At 61.1% G+C, this 17,871-nt stretch carries 11 protein-coding genes; 4 read left to right on the forward strand and 7 right to left on the reverse strand.

The genetic code is table 11. The features are described from left to right. Nucleotides 1–400: 400 nt before the first annotated feature. Entirely contained in the window at nucleotides 401–2,149 is a 1,749-nt protein-coding gene (locus FJ398_02430; protein MBM3836815.1) for a DUF1501 domain-containing protein, read from the reverse strand. 372 nt (nucleotides 2,150–2,521) lie between these two features. Between FJ398_02430 and FJ398_02435 the strand changes: the two genes are divergently transcribed. The 4 genes from FJ398_02435 (at nucleotide 2,522) to mutL (ending at nucleotide 8,541) form a co-directional block, all read left to right on the forward strand. After that, nucleotides 2,522–3,652 carry a glycosyltransferase gene (locus tag FJ398_02435; GenBank protein ID MBM3836816.1) on the forward strand — a complete coding sequence of 377 codons (1,131 nt, stop codon included), beginning with the start codon at nucleotides 2,522–2,524 and terminating at the stop codon, nucleotides 3,650–3,652. Between the two features lie 81 nt (nucleotides 3,653–3,733). Further along, the gene (locus tag FJ398_02440) at nucleotides 3,734–5,062 is read left to right on the forward strand and encodes an MFS transporter (protein MBM3836817.1); all 1,329 of its coding nucleotides are present in this window, start codon (nucleotides 3,734–3,736) and stop codon (nucleotides 5,060–5,062) included. A gap of 23 nt (nucleotides 5,063–5,085) precedes the next feature. Continuing rightward, entirely contained in the window at nucleotides 5,086–6,183 is a 1,098-nt protein-coding gene (locus FJ398_02445; GenBank protein MBM3836818.1) for a cyclic nucleotide-binding domain-containing protein, read from the forward strand. A gap of 387 nt (nucleotides 6,184–6,570) precedes the next feature. Then, a complete protein-coding gene (gene mutL, locus FJ398_02450) occupies nucleotides 6,571–8,541 on the forward strand; it encodes a DNA mismatch repair endonuclease MutL (protein ID MBM3836819.1) in 1,971 nt (656 codons plus the stop codon). A 37-nt stretch (nucleotides 8,542–8,578) separates the two neighbouring features. On the opposite strand, the gene FJ398_02455 is transcribed toward mutL, so the two are convergent. From FJ398_02455 to FJ398_02480, 6 genes are all read right to left on the reverse strand, one after another. Continuing rightward, nucleotides 8,579–9,541 carry a transposase gene (locus FJ398_02455; protein ID MBM3836820.1) on the reverse strand — a complete coding sequence of 321 codons (963 nt, stop codon included), beginning with the start codon at nucleotides 9,539–9,541 and terminating at the stop codon, nucleotides 8,579–8,581. Between the two features lie 162 nt (nucleotides 9,542–9,703). Then, entirely contained in the window at nucleotides 9,704–12,853 is a 3,150-nt protein-coding gene (locus tag FJ398_02460; protein ID MBM3836821.1) for a hypothetical protein, read from the reverse strand. A 31-nt stretch (nucleotides 12,854–12,884) separates the two neighbouring features. Then, complete coding sequence (locus FJ398_02465) at nucleotides 12,885–14,684, reverse strand: DUF4340 domain-containing protein (protein MBM3836822.1); 1,800 nt, start codon at nucleotides 14,682–14,684, stop codon at nucleotides 12,885–12,887. A gap of 8 nt (nucleotides 14,685–14,692) precedes the next feature. After that, nucleotides 14,693–16,162, reverse strand: a complete 1,470-nt coding sequence (locus FJ398_02470; GenBank protein MBM3836823.1) for a hypothetical protein — start codon at nucleotides 16,160–16,162, stop codon at nucleotides 14,693–14,695. A 2-nt stretch (nucleotides 16,163–16,164) separates the two neighbouring features. Next, nucleotides 16,165–16,917, reverse strand: a complete 753-nt coding sequence (locus FJ398_02475) for a hypothetical protein (GenBank protein MBM3836824.1) — start codon at nucleotides 16,915–16,917, stop codon at nucleotides 16,165–16,167. Next, nucleotides 16,917–17,864 carry an ATP-binding cassette domain-containing protein gene (locus FJ398_02480; GenBank protein ID MBM3836825.1) on the reverse strand — a complete coding sequence of 316 codons (948 nt, stop codon included), beginning with the start codon at nucleotides 17,862–17,864 and terminating at the stop codon, nucleotides 16,917–16,919. Before FJ398_02480 ends, FJ398_02475 begins: the two co-directional genes overlap by 1 nt. Nucleotides 17,865–17,871: the final 7 nt, after the last annotated feature.

Consider the following 17,871-nt stretch of genomic DNA (forward strand, 5'->3'; position numbering starts at 1 on the left):
GACGAGCCAAGGCCAGTGGATCCGATCCTGAGAACTCAACACGAGTCTGTAGTGAAGACTCCGAAATTGCCTCGGCTGCAAATCAACCGCTTACACCGAAAAACACCCTCCAGTTGCGAAAGTCGGGTTACACAGATAACACGGATAAAATCGCTTCTTCATCCGCGAAATCCGTGGTTAACAAACCGGTCAGGGGTTCCATGTGCGAAACGTTTTGGAGAATTCTCTCCCACGATCCTCGTTCAACCACGGATCACACGGATTAGATTTTCTTCCGCACCGTGAAATCCGTGGTCAAGAAACCCGTTCAGGGCTTTCAATGCGCGGAGTTTTGCTTGGGAGCATTCTCTCCCCGGAACACGAAGCTAAAGTCTGCGCTCCGAACCGCGCCGGACAGATTCTACGCCAGAATCCCCTTCACCACTTCGCCGTGCACGTCCGTCAGGCGGAAATCGCGGCCGCTGTATCGGTAGGTCAACCGCGTGTGGTCGAGTCCCATCAAGTGCAGGATGGTCGCGTGCAGGTCGTGGACATGGACGCGGTTCTCGATGGCCTGGTAGCCGAACTCGTCGGTCGCGCCGTACACCATCCCGCCTTTGATGCCGCCGCCCGCCAGCCACATGGTGAAGCCGATGCTGTGATGATCGCGGCCTTTGGCGCCCTCCGCGTAAGGCGTGCGCCCGAACTCGCCGCCCCAGATCACGAGCGTGTCCTGAAGCAATCCGCGCGACTTCAAATCCTTCAATAACGCGGCGATCGGTTTGTCGCTCTTGCGAGCATGATCGCGGTGGTTGTTGATGTCCGCGTGATCGTCCCAGGGTTGGGCGTTGCCGTAGTAAATCTGGGTGATGCGCACGCCGCGTTCGGCGAGCCTGCGCGCGATTAAGCACGCGTTGGCGAACTCGCCTTCGCCGTACATCTTGCGCGTGGCTTCGGATTCCTTGCCGATATCGAAAGCGTCTTGCGCTTCAAACTGCATTCGGAAAGCCAGTTCCAGCGCGGAGATGCGCGACTCCAACTGCGGGTCTTGTTCCCGCTTTTCCAGGTGAAGCTGGTTCATCTGCTGCAACAGATCGAGCTGCTCGCGCTGCGCCGATTGCGAGAGATAACGATTCTCCAGATTGCGGATGATTTTCTTGGGATCGACTTCTTTGTTGTTGATGTGCGTTCCCTGGAAAATGCCAGGGAGAAAACTGTTGCCCCAGAGTTGCGGGCCGACCACGGGTTTGCCTGGGCAAAGCGCGACAAATCCCGGCAAATTCTGATTGTCCGTTCCCAATCCGTAGGTGATCCAGGAGCCGAGCGAAGGCCGGATGGGCTGCTGATTCCCCGAATTCATCATCAACAACGCCGGCTCGTGATTCGGATTGTCCGTGTGCATCGAACGGATCACGCAGAGGTCGTCGATGCAACCGGCCACTTCCGGATACAATTCCGTGACCTCGATGCCGCTTTGGCCGTACTTGCTCCACTTGAACGGCGAAGACATCAGGCCGCCGCGTTTGCGCCGGCCGGTTTTTGTTTGAATGGCTTCCGGCGTTTGACCTTCGTAGCGGGCCAGCGCGGGCTTCGGATCGAACGTATCGACTTGCGACGGGCCGCCGTTCAAACCTTTTTCTTCGAGCTTCGCGAGAATGAATTGATCGATCGGGCCGCGCGGCCAGTCCACTTTTTTCACGGCGGGCGGTTTGAAATCTCGAATCGGCTGCCAGGCCCAATGTTCGCGCCGCCGTCTCTCTGTTTCACCATCGTCCTTGTTGGCTTCAGCGAGCTTCGGCTTTGCCTCCACCGGCCAGGGCGCGCCCATTTTGATCCACTCCACGAGGTCAGCGATCGCCGTAGCGGGAAGTTTCTTTTTGGGCGGCATCTGCAGATCGGGGTTCGAGTAGCGAATCGCTTCGATCAGCCGGCTTTTATCCGGATCGCCGAGCACGACGGCCACGCCGCTTTCGCCGCCCTGGAGCAACCCTTCGCGGTTGTCGAGATAGAGGTCGGCCTTTAATTTCTTGGTCTGATGCGAATGGCACTCGTAGCAATGCTCGGCGAGCACGGGTCGGATTTTTTTCTCGAAGAATTCGATGCCGGCGGAGTCCGGTGCCGCGGCTGAAACCCTCAGCCCCGTGAACGCCAGCAGCACCAGAAGAATCATGGTGGAAAAGACTTTCACCGAGGATGCCTCTCCGTCCCCACGAACGGCCCCCTCTCCCGTGCCCTCTCCCCCTCGGAGGGGGAGAGGGTGTCCGTAGGACGGGAGAGGGGGCCGTTCGTGGGGCAAATGTGGAAGTCTTGCTTGGGAGAATTCTCTCCCCGAGGGAGAGGGTTGGGGTGAGGGGAAACGAGGCGTTCAAACTGCCCACGGCGGGACGCAGTGGAAATAGCGAGGGGAAGACGGCAAAGCGCAGGCGCTCTCATAATGAAGAAATCGAATTTTGAGCGGCGAAAGTCAACGCCGAAGATGGTGCTGAATTCCCTGTCCTAACCCCAGCGGCTTGGCTAAAGATTCGTGCGAACCTGAACCACCATGCGCATCTTAATCGCCACCGTCACCGCCGGCGCCGGGCATTTGCAGGCCGCCGCCGCGCTGGAAGAAGCCTGGCGGCACGCGCGTCCCAACGACGAATTGAAACGCGTCGATTTGTTGGACTACGTCCCGAAGCTCCAGAAGAAAGTCTATGTCGAAGGCTACGTGAAGCTCATCGAACACGCGCCGGAGCTCTGGGGGATGATCTTCAAAACGACGGACAACCCCAAGCTGGTCCGGAACATCACACGCCTCCGACGCGCCTTCGCCAAACATACCAACCGGCGGTTTTTCAAATACGTCAAAACCTTCGGCCCGGACATTGTGTTGTGCACGCATTACCTGCCGGTCGAGATCATGGGTCACTTGAGGTCCGAGCAAGCGCCGCGGCATGCGTTCACGGTTTGTGTCGTCACCGATTTCGAGGCGCACGCGCTCTGGATGGATCAAGCGGTGGACCTCTACTGCGTCGCGGCGGACGAGACCAAAGCCAGCCTGGTGGCGCGCGGAGTGGGTCCGGCACACATCGAGGTCACGGGGATTCCCATCGCGGCGAAATTTGCCGGGCACCCCAACGCGCGCGCTGTGCGCCGGCAGTACGGATTGCGGAACGACTTGCCGGTCTTACTGGTTCTGGGCGGCGGTTTTGGGATGGGACCGGTGGCGCAAATCCTGGCGGCGCTCGATTCTGCCGAGCAGACCCTGCAAGTGCTCGTCGTCACGGGGCGGAACGAATCGTTGCGCCGGGAACTGGCCTGCCAGAACTTCAAGCACCCGACCAACATCCTCGGATTCGTGGCCAACATGCACGAATTGATGACCGTCGCGGATCTGGCAATCACGAAACCGGGCGGATTGACCAGCTCGGAAGCCATGGCGATGGGCTGTCCGATGTTTATCTTGAATCCAATCCCGGGCCAGGAATCGGCGAACAGCGACTTCCTGCTTGAACGCGGCGCTGCGGTGAAAATCAATCGCGTTGAAGATTTGCCCCATCGAGTCGAGCAATTGATCCGCTCCCCGAAGCTGAAGGAAATGGGGCGAGCGGCGAAGGGACTGGGACGACCACACGCGGCGCGAGACATTTGCGCGGAGGTTCTGAAGCGAGCGGGGAAGATGGACAAAGCGTAGAGAGACGTAGTCGCGCTGAGTCGCGCCTTGCGGCTTGCCACAGGTAGGGCGATTCCGTAACGTGGCGCGCAAATCAAACCTATGAACAACCCCGTCCGCGTCAAACTTTTCATCATGATGGTCCTGGAGTTCTTCATCTGGGGCGCCTGGTTTCCGCTGGTTTTCGGATACCTTCCGAGCCTCGGATTCAATCCAGGGGAGCAGTCGTGGATTCTGAACACGTTTCCCATCGCGGCCATCGTAGGGATGTTTTTCAGCAATCAATTCGCGGACCGGCATTTCGCGGCGGAAAGGTTCCTGGCGTTCAGCCACCTCGTCGGCGGGCTGGCGATGATCGGACTGGCCTTCACGCGGGAGTTCTGGCCGTTCTTCGGTTTGATGCTCGTCCATTGCTTGCTCTACGTCCCGACGATCTCGATCACGAACTCGATCGCGTTTGCGAACATGAAAGACGCGCAGAAAGAATTCGGCATCGTTCGCATGGGCGGCACGATTGGCTGGATTCTCGCCGCGTGGCCGTTCACGTTCATTCTGGTGGACTGGGACAAAGTCAATGCGGCCAATCCGGAAGGCTTCGTCAATTGGTTGGGCACCGTGCTGGGATCGGGCCTCACGGGCCAGGCGCTGCAGAACGGCACGCGCTGGACGTTTGTCGTCGCGGGCATCGCTTCGCTGGCGCTGGCCGGATTCAGCCTCGTGCTGCCGCACACGCCGCCCAAGAAAGTCGAAGGAGGCGAAGATCGGTTCGCGTGGCTGGAAGCCGGGAAACTGTTGCGCCATCCCTTCGTGCTGGTGTTGTGGGTGGTGACGTTTATCGACGCGTTCGTGCACAACACTTATTTCAATTGGACCGGAACGTTTCTCGGCGCCAAAACCGAGGCCGGTGGAGTGGGCATCGCCGGGAACTGGATCATGCCCGTGATGAGCGTCGGGCAAATCGCGGAGATCCTGACCATGGCCATTCTGGGCGCCACACTCAAGCGGTTGGGCTGGCGGACGACCATGGTGCTCGGCATTCTCGGTCATGCCGCGCGGTTCGGGGTTTATGCGTTCTGTTCGCAGCAGAAGGAATTGATCATCCTCGTCCAGATACTGCACGGCATCTGCTACGCGTTTTTCTTCGCCACGGTCTATATCTTCGTGGATGAACATTTCCCGAAGGACGCCCGCGCCAGCGCCCAGGGGCTGTTCAACGTGATGATTTTGGGCATCGGCTCGCTCGCCGCCAATTCGGTCTGTCCGTACCTCCTGCAAACGGTTTTCACCAAAGACAGCGTGACGGATTTCCGGGGGCTGTTCCTTGTGCCGATGGGTTTCGCGTTGTTCGCGGCGTTTCTGCTCTTCGCGTTTTTCCACCCGCCCCGAAAAGGCGAGGCCCAGTTGGACGGAGCGCCCGCTCCCGCGCATTGAAGCCCGGAGGATCTTTCCTGGTCATGGCAGCGCTGGAAACAAGTCGGCTGTTCGGAGGACTTACCGAATCCGAACTGCGCGTTCTCAAGGAAGCCGTGCGCACGCCCTCGTTTGCGCCCGGCAAAGTGATCTTCACGGAGGGCGACATCGGCGACGGCCTTTACGTCGTGAGATCGGGCAGCGTCCTGATTTCCGCTTTCGTCAATGAAGCCGAGCGGCGCCCTCTTTCGCACGTCGGTGAAGGTGATTTTTTTGGCGAAATGGCAGTCGTCGATAACGAGCCGCGCTCGGCGACGGCCACGGCCGAGGTGGAGACCGAAGTCTATTTCATCCCGCGCGAGGTCGTGCTGCAAATGCTCGAACGCTCGCCCAAGCTGGCGGTGAATTTGATGCGGGAATTCAGCCTTCACCGGCGCGAGTTCAACCGGCAATACATCCGCGAAGTGCTGGAATCCGAGCGCCTGACCCTGGTCGGCCGCTTTGCCCGCGCCATCGTCCATGACTTCAAGAATCCCCTCAACGTCGTGGGCATCGCCGCGGATCTGGCGGCGATGGACAACGCGTCCCTGGAGGTGCGGCAAATGGCGCGGAACCGAATCCGGGGTCAGATCGATCGCCTGACCGCCATGATCAACGAGTTGCTCGAATTCACGCGCGGCTCCGAGAGTTTGTCCGTGTTGGTCAAGACGAACTACCGCGAGTTCGTCCTGAGGCTCCTGGAGGAGATTCGCACCGAGATGAGCGGCACGCCGATTTCGATTGAGTACGACCAGGATCCGCCCGCGGTGCCGCTGCTGGTCGATCCCGTTCGCTTGAATCATCTTTTCATCAACCTGATCAACAACGCCACCGACGCCATGCCCGACGGCGGCAAGATCAAGTTTCGGTTCGCCGTGACGGAGAAGGAAGTCGTGACCGAGATTGCCGACACCGGGCACGGCATCGCGCCAGAAATCTTTCCCCGCCTGTTCCAGGCGTTCGCGACCTACGGCAAGAGCCAGGGCACTGGCCTGGGCCTTTCAATCTGCAAGCGAATCATTCAAGATCACCGCGGCCGGATCGAGGCGAGGAACGATCAGGGCAGCGGCGCGGTTTTTTCATTCACTTTGCCGCTTCAATAGGCGGAACACGGCGGTGGGCTGCGTTCCCGCGCAACCGGTTTTCAGTCGAAGCCGCGGGGCGGCACCGCCGGGTTCGAGGACGGTGCAAGCTTCCATGGCTCCCCTCTTGGGAGGGGCGAGGGCACTGCTGTGGACTTAAGCGCAACTGGATCTTTGAAGATCTCTTCCTCTCCCCGCGAGGCACGAGTGGGGAGAGGACCGAGGAGAGGCGAAGCCAATAAAGACGGCCCTCCTCTCCCTTGCCCCTTGCCAGGGAAGTGAGGGAGTAATTCGCAACCAGATTCTTGATCTTAATCCGAATCATCCGAATCTTAATCTTACTCGCAGGCAGATAAACATGATGTCCTGTCGAGATCAGGATTAGGATTACGATTACGATTTTGAGGAATGAACCGCATCCGACTTCTCCCGGACCAGGTGGCGAATCAAATCGCCGCCGGTGAAGTCGTGGAGCGTCCCGCCAGCGTGGTCAAGGAACTGGTCGAAAACGCGCTCGACGCTCAGGCCGGCCAGATCCACGTGGAGATTCAGGCCGGCGGCCGCAGCTTGATCCGCGTCACGGACGATGGCCTGGGCATGAGCCGCGACGACGCGCTGCTCTCTCTGGAACGCCACGCCACCAGTAAAATCCGCGCAGCCACGGACCTGGCTTCCATCCGCACCCTGGGCTTTCGCGGCGAAGCCTTGCCCAGCATCGCCAGCGTGAGCCGGATGAGTTTGACCACGCGAGAACGGGATGCCGAGGCGCCGGAAGGGACCCAGATCACGATTCATGGCGGAAAGATTCTTGAAGTCCGGGCCGCGGGTTGCGCACCGGGCACGAGCGTGGAAGTGCGGCAATTGTTTTTCAATTTGCCCGCCCGCCGAAAATTCCTGCGCAGCGAAGAAACGGAACGGTCCCACATCCAGCATTACGTCACGCTGGCGGCCGCGGCTTATCCCGAAGTGGGGTTCACGTTCACGCAGGAAGGCCGGATGATCTGGCAGTTGCCCGCCGTGAAGTCGGAGCGCCAGGCCGGCGGCGGTCTGGGCGCGTTGCGCGAACGGTTGCGCGCGCTTTCCGGCGGCGAGACGAAATGGGTGGCGGTCGATCACTCCGCGCAACTGGAGCCGCCGGCAAACGCCCCGGATGAATTCACAGACGAAGCCGCGGGACGGTTTTGGGTCTGGGGATTCATTGGCGAGCCGGGCGTTTCGCGCGCCACCCGCGAAGAGCAATTCGTCTTCGTCAATCGGCGGCCGGTGGAGAATCGCGGGCTGAACTTCGCGTTGCTCGAAGGCTACCACACCACGCTCATGAAAGGCCGTTATCCGGTCTGCTGCCTTTTTCTGGAGATCGATCCTGGGGCGGTCGATGTGAACATCCATCCGGCCAAACGCGAAGTGAAGTTCCACCAGGAACACGCCGTGCGGCGCGAGGTCACGCAAGCGGTCCGCGAAGCGTTGTTGAATTTCCATGCGCGGCCCCGACCGCAAGTTCCTTCGTCAGGCCCGCAAACGACTCCGGTCAAACCAGTGCCTGCCGTGCCTGATCTCCCGGCGCATCCTCCCAGTCGGGTCGAGAGCAAACCCGCGACGCGCGAGTTCGAGGCCATCGCGCCGCCGCCGCAGACTCGCCAGGCACTGCCGGCGGAACCCCGCCCGCAAACCGCGCGGACCAATCCGACGAATCAGACTCCATCGATCTCTGCGGCGGCCTCCGAGAAGGCCACGGCCACGACGGCCCCCGCCGAGATTCTGCCGCCTCGCGCCGTGCCGGAGGCAGTTCCGCTGTTGAACGTGCCGCTTCGCATGGTGGGGGTGATCAGAAAACTCTACGTCGTGCTCGAATCCGACCGCGGTCTGGTGTTGCTCGATCAGCACGCCGCCCACGAGCGCGTTCTGTTCGAGCAAATGCTTCATCGGCTGGAACAAGGCCAGGCTCCCTCGCAGCGGCTCCTGCTCCCGGAGACGGTCGAATTATCTCCGCGCGACGCGCAGTTCTTGCGGGAGCAACTGGCCACGCTCAACCGCCTCGGCGTCGGGTTGAGCGAATTCGGCGAACGCACATTCCTCCTCGATGCTTTGCCGCCGTTCGTGAAAGCGTCGGATGCGCGCCGGTTCGTTCTGGATTTGGCCGATGAACTCAAAGCGACGGGCCAGACGGTGAATACCCTGCGCCTGGGCGAACACACCATCGCGAAAACCGTCTGCCGTCACGCCGTCAAGGCCAACGACACCCTCTCCGGCCGCGAACTGGAAAACCTGGTCAACGATCTGAAGCAATGCCAGATGCCCTACACCTGTCCGCACGGCCGGCCCACGCTCATCGAAATGAGCTACCGCGAGCTGGAGAGGAAGTTTGGGAGGGTGCAGTGAGAATGTAGGGTCAGTCCCACATATTGACATTGCTTTGCTAGGCGCTTTTGGGCTTTTGGACCGATAAACGGTTCGACAAGCTCGCCCCCGTCCCCATCTGCAACCGGGCCGCAATCCACTTCAGCGTCATGGTCGTCTCCGCCCGCAGCTTCACCGCCAGTTTCACCTTCGCCCGGTCGCCTTTTTTGCGTGCGGCCAGGTCGGCCTCCGTCCAGCCCAGCTTTTGCAGCCCCTCCCGCGCCAATCGCTCCGCCTTCTCGGTCGCGCTCTCCTGCAACTCCGCGCCGTAATGCGACGCCCCGCGCTTCTCCTCCACTTGGGCCAGCAGTTCCTTCCGAAACGCCTCATCGCCCCAGCACCAGCCCCGCCGAATCCGTCCGTAGTCGTCCGCGCTGTCCTGCGCACGCCGCTCTTCCATCACCCGCTCGAACTGCTGGCGCCCAGCCGCGCTGTCCTTGGGAATCCCCATCTCCCCCAACACCCGCTCCACCCGCAGCCACGGCGCCCGCCGACCGGGCCGCTCCAGATACGCCGGATAACTGCTCCACCGGTACGCCCGCAGCGGCTTCTTCGCGCGCAACAGCTTCGCCCGCACCGGATTCAGATGCACGTACTGGCATACCGTCCGCAGGTAACCGGGGCTGGCCGCGTCCACCACCAGCGACTTGTAGCGCCCGCTGAACAGGTGCCCAAAGAGCTTGTGCCGCCGGTTGAACCGCGCCGTGTAGGTGCCCAGAAACCACTTCATCCCGGCGACCAAATTGCCTTGGGGCGTCTCCACCACCAGATGAAAATGATTCCTCATGAGACAATAGGCATGGACCTGCCAATCGGCTTTCGCGCACGCCTCGGCCAGCGTGGCCAGAAACAACTCCCGATCCCGGTCATCGTGGAAGATCGCCTCCCGTCGGTCGCCGCAGTTCATCAGGTGATAAATCGCGCCCGGATATTCAATGCGTAACTTGCGTGCCATGCAGGGAAATCTGCCCCGAAAGGACATATATTGTCAATATGTGGGACTGACCCCGTTACCAGCCTAAAGGCTGCGGTCCGCACGGTTTTCGGTTCAAGGGCCGTGTGCACGGCTTTTTGGCCGTGGGAACTTCCCGTGAACCGGACGGTAGGGCGAGCCTAGGGCGAGCTTGTCCTCGCACCACCACGCTCATGGCGCAGGTTGTTTGCCTTTGGAATCCGACCGGGGTGACGCGGGGCTTGCTGCCGACGCCGGCGGAAGCACAGCGTCCTTGAGCACCTTGAGGGGGCGGAAGGGGAGCATGAGAAACCTGGGGAAGTACAGCAGCTCGGTCTTGGGGTGGTTCAACGTGCCCGTGACTTTGTACTCGAAGACTTTGGTCACGGGCCACAGCGCCAGGCTCAGGAGGCGGCCCACCGCCCAGGCGTCGCGCAGGATTTCCGCCTGGACGCGCGCGTTCACTTGGCCATCGAAGTCCACTGTGCCCACGTACTGGAGCCGCAACGCGGGCGCTTTCATTTCCAGATCGCTTGTGTGAATCAGGCTCTTGTCGATCATGAAATTCGCGGAGCTGGCGCTCACGCGGCTCTGGCCGAGTCCAGGCACAATCTTGTTCAGGGCCGGGGAGAAGAAACCGAAGATGGGAATGTTCCACAGGAAACCATCCCGGAGTTGAACGTCGCCGTAGCCTTGCCAACTCGACCAATCCCGCGTGTCCGCCGAGGTAATCACCAGGTCGGCGTCAAACGCGCCTTCGAGCGAAGAATTGGTCATGGTCAAATCGGACACCAGCGACCGCAGATCGCTCTGCGCCGCATGGCCGCGAAACTGAAAGCGGGCGCCGGGCGGGCCGCTGAAATCGAACTTGCCGTCCCAGTTCAATTTGCCCCGGTAAAACGCGGCTTGAAGATTGGTAATCGTGACGGTGTCGCCCCGCCAATGCACGTCGCCGGAGATTTCCGGGACATTGAAGCGCCACCAATTGAAAGTTTTGCCGGCGATTTTGAAAGTGGCATCGGCGTCCGCTTCGGAACGCGTAGGCAAACGGCCATTGACCACGACCGTGGGCGGCGCCTGGAAATGATACGGCGCAATGGCTGCGCGCACGGGCCGGCTGATGACGCGCGCGACGAAGTCCGGTTCCATGGTGCTGACCCCATTGGTGACGTGCACCACGTTCGCGGAAGCATCATACGCAACCCAGGGCGCCGTGATTTGCTCCCGGCCCCGGCGAAGGTGCACGCCGCGAAATTCCAGGAAGCGGTTGGTGAATTGCAGCGCGGCTTGAAAACTATCGAGCGCCTCCCCTCGGAAAGCAAAGTTGGTCAACGCGACTTCGGCTGAAAATCCGGTGAGTTCCGGTCTTCGCCACTGGCCGCGCACCCGTCCTTGAATGAGCGGCGGTTGGGAGAATCGAAAATAATCCAGCACCCGTTTTTCGGCGGGCGCCAACAGAGGCGCGATCGCCTGGGGATCGATGCGGCTGCGGATCGTCCAATCAAATTCGCGCGTGGCCGTGTTCTCGATGCCGTTCAGGTGAACCTGGCCTTCCGGCCGCGCGACCACCAGGTCCGGGACGCGCCAGACAGAATTGGAAAAAGTGAAGGGCGAGCGGGCCGAAACGACGGGCACGCCTCGATAAGACGCGGCGGCGGTCTCGATGGAACCGGCGATCCAGAGCGTCTTAAGCGATTCTTTGAAACGACCCGGTTCGCGATTTGTCCAGGCCGGCAGAGCCAAGCGGGCTTCGGCCTGCACGCGCGGCGGCGTTTCCCAACTGTATTGGCGCAGCCACCGCTGTGCGTTCGTGGGCAGCAACGGCTGGACGCGGCGAACGTCAAAGTCAAAAGCGATCCGGGACTGCACCTCGCGCCGGGAGATGTCGAGCGCGGCGCTGGCGTCGAGTTGGCCGTCGGCGATCCGTGACGCGAGTTTGCGAATCGTCAAGGCGGGCGCGCGCCAATCGCCGGCGCTGGCGATCTCTTCGATCTCAACTCCGCTGGAACTGACCTTTCGGATTTGGGCCTCCCAATCCAGAAAGAGCGATTCGAGCTTCGCCCACGGGCCCCAGGTCTGATCCGCGCGCCTTTGTTCGGCGCGGATTGGAGAACGGCGGACGCGGCCCGAAAAGAGCGCCGATTCGGATTCGGACCGGCTCGACTCAATGCGTTTGAGGTCCAACTTCCAGTTTCCATCCAACGCGGCGATTTGATTGGCGGGCTGGACAAAGTCGGAAGTGAGCTGCGCGGAATCCGCTATTCCCCACGGCGTCTTAATTCCGCGCGCTTCCAGAGTCCATTCGACCTGGCGCTGGTCCGCGCTCGCGGCGTGGGGCGCGGCCTTGCCCGATAGGACCACTTCCTCCGCGCCGCCCCAATCGGTTTGCGGAGTGAACTGAAACCGCCACTGGCCCTGGCTGGAATTCAGATTCGTGACGACCAACGAAACTCTGGCGCTGCCCCGGGCGTTGGCGAAGCCGCCGATCGTGGTTTGCGCCGCGCCGACCTGGAGATCACCCGTGACTTCGAGAGTCCGGGACGCCGTGCTGGCCGGGGACATTTCTAAGTTCAATTGGAGATTCTCCATCGTGCCCCAGGCGCCGGACATTTGCGGAATCCGGAAGCCGAGTTTGGCGCGCAACGATCCCAGATCTCGGCCATCTCCTTGAAACGTGAACTGAAGTTTCGACTCTGGACTGAAAGTGATCCGGTCCAAGGATGTGACGAGCTGGTGCAGCCGCTCCAGCCAGGCGGACACTCTCTTTTCGCCTGGCTCGCGAGGCGGAGCAGCCCGTTGGGCGAGCGCATTGGTGATTGTGCCGGATGCCTGGAGCGCGGCGTTCTTGCAGCGCGCGGTGAACCGGGCGAGGTCCCATTGGCCGTCGGAAGAAGAGCGGAGTTCTAGCTGGATATCTTCGAGAGGCAGGCGCGCGGGCGGCGCATTCGAACTGAGGAACGGGACGATCAAGCGACCCTGCCGAACGATCAGCGATTCCAGTTGCGCCTGAAATCGCCAGAGCGCGCCCGCTCGCAGCCGCAATTCCGCGCTGGCGACCCGCAGATCCGGGTGCAGCAGGTCTGGGGCTTTTCGCCAGCGCACGTTTTCCGCGAGGCACGTTCTCAATCCGCGCAAGCGAAGGCGGTCGAACTGAAGATCGATGCCGCGGGATTGGAGTTGGTCCTCAATGCGGGCGGCCACAAAACCCGGCAGGCCGATTTGGTTCAAGTAAAGGAAGGCCAAGACCAGGAGAACCATCAACAAACCCAGCGCGCGGACGACGCGGAAGAGAAGGCGGCCGCGGCGCGAAGCTGGCGAATCTTCGCCAGGAGCCTTTTTCATGGGGAACCTCCCCCGCACTCCAATGGCCGGTTCATGGCTGGCCGGCTTCCGGGAAGCTCAGAGCTCGCACCACGTCCTGATGCAACGAGGCCGGAAACACAAAAATGATCCACTGTCCTTCCTCGAGCACGACCGCGGCCAGCGGACCTTCCATGACCCGCGGGCCAAACCTGAGGGTGTAGGGCTCAATCTTGCCGCCGTGGTTCACGTCCAGCGTGACCTGGTAATCGAATTCGTGAAATCTCCGCAGGCGCAATTGCTCTTCGCCTTTGGCCCGCCAACTGACCGCGTGCAATTCGCCCAACCGGCGCACGAGTTCTTCCAGCGCCTCGTTCTCGACGGCCTCGGAAAACCAGGCCCGTTGCGTGTTGCGTTCGAGTTTGCGCGTTCGTCCTTGCTGGTGAACCGTGACGCTCACGACATTGCTCGAAGCAAAGTTCCAGAGGCGGCGGTCGCGCATCTCGAAGGCGGCTTGCGGCAAGCGGGAAACGTCGCCCAGACTGACCGTGTACACGGCGGGCTCCTCGCCGCGCCGGGCGTAAATTCGATCCACCTGGTTCGACCCGAAAGCCACTTGCGCCAGGACGACGTTGGTGGGGCCGAGCGCGTTGGTGATGGCGGTTTTCAGAACGTATCGGCGTTCCCCCGGATCGAGGCCATAGGGAGAAAAGTTCGGCACCAAATCTTTTTCGAACCGGTCGATTTTGAGCCGCGCCAGGTTTGTGAAAAACTCGCGCAACGACGCGGCGTCGGCGGGTGCGCGGAACGGCTCGACAATTTGCCACGCGCCGTTGGTTTGGAGTTGGAGAGCAAAGGCCTCCCGCCGGGACTGAATCTCGACGCGGCTGACCGAGGGTTCGTTGAAGTAAAGCAGCGTGCGGTCCCGGTAAGAGTCATGCGACTGGCGCAGCAAGTCCGCGAACTCTCGCGTCACCAGGACGACGTTGGTGTGACTGAGCCGCCGCGCGTAGATCAGGGCGGGATTGTTGGTGGGGCTGGAGCCGAATTGCAGTTGGAGCACGGCGTTGGTTCCTTGCGCCAGCGTCATTTGCACTCGCGGCGGCTGCAATCCGTAGCGGTCCAGGTCCGCCGCCGGATCGTCCGTCACGAACTGGCTGACGCGGGTGTTGCGCAATTGCTGGATCAGGTAATCGACGGCGTTTCCGTTGGCGCGCGCCGCCACCGGACGAGCGAGCGTCCAGAGTTGATTGGTCGGATCGCGCACGATCCAGAAAAAGCTGGTTTCGTTCGTCACCGCGAGTTGATCGAACGCCAGCCGCTCCTCGTGCACGAGCATCGGATTGCGCCACTCTCGCGCCGAATCCGGGACGTGCTCCAGGAGCCGGGCATCCGTGATGAGAATGCGCGGGTCGCCAATGAGCTGAATGTACATTTGATCCGAGGTCGGCGTCCGTGAGCCGATGTCGAAGCCAATCCGATTCGTGCCCGAATAGACGGCAATCTTCGCCCTGGGCGGCTGCAGTCCGAAAGCCGCCAGGCCGCCTGGCTGGGAGGAGATGGTGTGCGCGGGAATCGAAGCGTGTTTCTCCAGGCGCGCGATCAACTCCAGGAATTCCTCGATCCCGGTGGATTGCGCAGGATACACCGGATTGGACAACTGCCAGCGATGGTTGACTCGTTCGACGCCGAGGTAGGAATTGGTGCGCCCGATGCCGATGGCGGTCACCTTCGCGGGGTCGAGATCGGGAAAGACCTTTTCGGTTTCGGCGGCGTTTCCATCGGAACTGGCGGAGTGCCGTTCGAAAATCAGAATGTATCCGAGCAACGCCGCCGCCAGCGCCAGCAAAACCCATGTCGATTTCGAGTTCATCGGGAGGCTCAACTGCGCCGGCGAGCCCACACCAGAATGCCAATGGACAAAACCGAGCCGGGCAGCACGCCCACGAGCAGCCAGCGGATCGCTTGCATTTCGGACTGCGTCATAGAAATGGTGAATTCTTTGAGCTTGCGCGGCCCGATACCTTCCAGAAGCAATTCGCGGTTGATCAGCCAGTTGATCGCCAGGCGCGCGAAATCGCGGTTGGCATCGAAGTCGATGACGGTGTTTCCCAGGAACCAGGATTCGCCGGCTACGACCATGCGCGTTTCGCCGCGATCCGCGCTGATCCCCTGAATGGATCCCTTTTCGACGGCAACGATGAGCGGAATGATTCCCCGGCGCTCGATTTGATTTGGCCCTTTGTTCACAACTCCCTCCGGGCTGGTCACGGCCAGCGGGGTCACTTTGGCCGAATCCGCACCGCGCTGAGCGGGGCTGCGCAGACTGATCGATCGCGGCAACGCCAGCGCGAGCCGGGAACGGCGCAAAGGCTTGACCAAAGGATGATCTCCGAATTCAGTGACAATGACGAGACGCGGATCGCTCGTGCTGCTCCGGGGTTTGTCGGTGACGAGATCCCGGCCGACCTCGACGCCCCAGTTGGCGAGCAACGCTTCCAGACCGGTCGCGACCTGGCGCGAATCATGGTTAAACAACGCCAGCATCCGTCCACCCTGGCTGAGGTACTTGTCGATTTTCTCCAGCTCTTCCTCGGCGATCGGATTCAAAGGGCTGGCCACAATCAGAAGCTGGCAGTCCGCCGGGATTTCGGCATTGAGGAGCGAGAGGCGCCCGATCGCCACATTATTTTCCTGCAAAACCTTGGCGAAATCCATGTAGCCGATCTGATCCCGCCGGTCTGTGGGATCGTGTTCGCGATGGCCTTCCAGGAAGTAGGCTTTGGCCGTCCGCGTGTCGATCACGCTGCAAATCGCCGACGTGAACAATTGTTCCCCCCGGAAAGTCGTGCGCTTGACTTTGCGTTCGGTGAAGACGCCCGAGTAGTCGTATTCGGAAAGCTCGCCCGCGTGCACGACCTTCTTCTTGCCGTTGCACGCGAAAATAATTCGGTCGTCCTTGTCCGCCTCGGCCAGGTCGTACGCGGTTCGGATTTCCTCCGCGCGTCCCGGACTGAAGGTGTAATCGACATACTCGACGTCCAACCTGGAACATTGAACTTCGTATTGGTCGAGCACTTTGCGGACGGCGCTGAACAGCGGCTCGCGATGATCGAAGAAGACGATGATCTTGACCTGGTTGGTCAACGCTTCGAGCACGCGAAGCGTGACCGGCGAAAGCGGATCCTGCGTGCCGGCGCCCCAGTTGAATCGCTCGTAACGGCGCGCCGCAATGAAGTTGACCATCACCAGGATCGCGGACACGGCAACGATCGACAACGCGACGTTCAAGCCGATCCGCCAGCGACGACCCGGCCAGAAACTTGCCTGCGCTGCCGATTCTTCCGCCATGATTATCTCCAGCGCCGGCTCTCAACGGCGCGCAAGGTCAGGAACAGGAAAAACGCCGTCAGGCTGGTGTAGTAAATGACACTCCGCGTATCGACCAGCCCGGCGGCAAAAGTCTCCAGGTGTTCCGTCATGGAGATGTATTCGAAGACCTTCGTCGTCCAACCGGGTCCCGGCGCGGCCATCAAGGAACGCAAGCTGAGCAGGAACAGCCCCAGGCCCAGCGCGTAGCTGATCATCGCGGCTACGATCTGGTTGCGCGTGAGGGCCGAGGCAAAACAGCCCAGCGACAAATAAAGCGCGCCCACCAGCAGAATGCCGAGAAACGTGGCCAGTAATCCGCCGGGCTGCAGCAGGGTCGGGTCATTCGAGTAACGCCGGACCAACATCAGGTAGATCAGCAACGGAAGCCAGGTGATGGCGTAGAACAACAGCGCGCCGCTGAACTTGGCGAGCACCACGGGCAAGTCTGCCACCGGCGCGGTCATCAACGTCTCGTAAGTGCCAGAGAACTTTTCTTGCGCGAACGTGCGCATGGTCATGATGGGAGTGGTGAGCAGAAGGATGAGCCAGAAATACACCGTCACGAAAAACTGTTCCGTGACCGGCGCGTCCGTCGGTTCCACGTTCAGTTTGGCCAGCATATCGGCAAAGCTCAGCCCCAACAACAGCAACACCGTCGCCATCAAAATGTAGCCCGTCAACGAACCGAAAAATCCGCCCAGCTCCCGGCGGACCAACGTGAGATACACCTGCATCAGAAGCCCTCCTCCTTGTCGCCGCGGATAATGTGCACGAAGATGTCTTCCAAAGTATGAGGGCTGCGCTTCAGCTCCCGCATCGTCCAGCCGTGCAGCCGCACTTTCTCAAAGACGAGCGGCCGAATATCCACTCCGGCGCGCGGGGTCAGCGCGCAGCGCAGGTACTCGCCCTCCGCCGGCGCGATGTCATAATGCTCGATCAACTCCATCTCTTTCCAGCATTCCTGCAATGCCGGGAGCGGAGCCGCGATTTCCGCAATGACCTGGCCTTCCTGGCCCAGGCTCTTCTCCAGGTTCTCCTTCCGGTCGGCGGCCAGCAACTTTCCCTCATGAAGGATCAGGATGCGGCTGCAGGTCATTTCGACTTCGGGCAGGATGTGCGTCGAGAGGAGGATGGTGTGGGACTTGCCCAGTTCCTTGATTAATTGCCGAACCGCCCGCACCTGGTTCGGATCCAGCCCGATGGTTGGCTCGTCCAAAATCAACAGCTCGGGCTGGTGCACAAGGGCATCCGCAAGACCGACGCGCTGCCGATAGCCTTTGGAGAGTTGGCCCACAATCCGCCGGCTGACGTCGGTCAAACTGCATTGTTCCATGAGGGTCCCGACGCGGTCGCGGGCCTGGCCGGCGCTCAATCCTTTCAACCGCGCGCGGAACTTCAAGTACTCCCGGACCCGCATGTCGAGATGAAGCGGGTTGTTCTCCGGCATATAACCGATGCGCCGCCGCACCTCGCCGGATTGATAGAAGACGTCGAAGCCGGCCACGCGCACGGCTCCGGAAGTGGCAGGCAGAAAAGTGCTCAGGATGCGGAGGATGGTGCTTTTGCCCGCGCCATTGGGGCCGAGCAAGCCGACGATTTCGCCGCGCTCGACCGCGAAAGAAACGTCCTCCACCGCCGTGCGGCCCCCGTACCGTTTGGTCAGGTTGGAAACTTCGATCATCCAGGAA

The sequence above is a fragment of the Verrucomicrobiota bacterium genome, assembly GCA_016871535.1.
GTDB lineage: Bacteria > Verrucomicrobiota > Verrucomicrobiia > Limisphaerales > SIBE01 > VHCZ01.

Coding starts and splice junctions, on each gene's coding strand:
- FJ398_02480 (MBM3836825.1), bottom strand. CDS start 17,864: ATGATCGAAGTTTCCAACCTGACCAAACGGTACGGGGGCCGCACGGCG.
- mutL (MBM3836819.1), top strand. CDS start 6,571: ATGAACCGCATCCGACTTCTCCCGGACCAGGTGGCGAATCAAATCGCC.
- FJ398_02460 (MBM3836821.1), bottom strand. CDS start 12,853: ATGAAAAAGGCTCCTGGCGAAGATTCGCCAGCTTCGCGCCGCGGCCGC.
- FJ398_02465 (MBM3836822.1), bottom strand. CDS start 14,684: ATGAACTCGAAATCGACATGGGTTTTGCTGGCGCTGGCGGCGGCGTTG.
- FJ398_02455 (MBM3836820.1), bottom strand. CDS start 9,541: ATGTCCTTTCGGGGCAGATTTCCCTGCATGGCACGCAAGTTACGCATT.
- FJ398_02470 (MBM3836823.1), bottom strand. CDS start 16,162: ATGGCGGAAGAATCGGCAGCGCAGGCAAGTTTCTGGCCGGGTCGTCGC.
- FJ398_02445 (MBM3836818.1), top strand. CDS start 5,086: ATGGCAGCGCTGGAAACAAGTCGGCTGTTCGGAGGACTTACCGAATCC.
- FJ398_02475 (MBM3836824.1), bottom strand. CDS start 16,917: ATGCAGGTGTATCTCACGTTGGTCCGCCGGGAGCTGGGCGGATTTTTC.
- FJ398_02440 (MBM3836817.1), top strand. CDS start 3,734: ATGAACAACCCCGTCCGCGTCAAACTTTTCATCATGATGGTCCTGGAG.
- FJ398_02430 (MBM3836815.1), bottom strand. CDS start 2,149: ATGATTCTTCTGGTGCTGCTGGCGTTCACGGGGCTGAGGGTTTCAGCC.
- FJ398_02435 (MBM3836816.1), top strand. CDS start 2,522: ATGCGCATCTTAATCGCCACCGTCACCGCCGGCGCCGGGCATTTGCAG.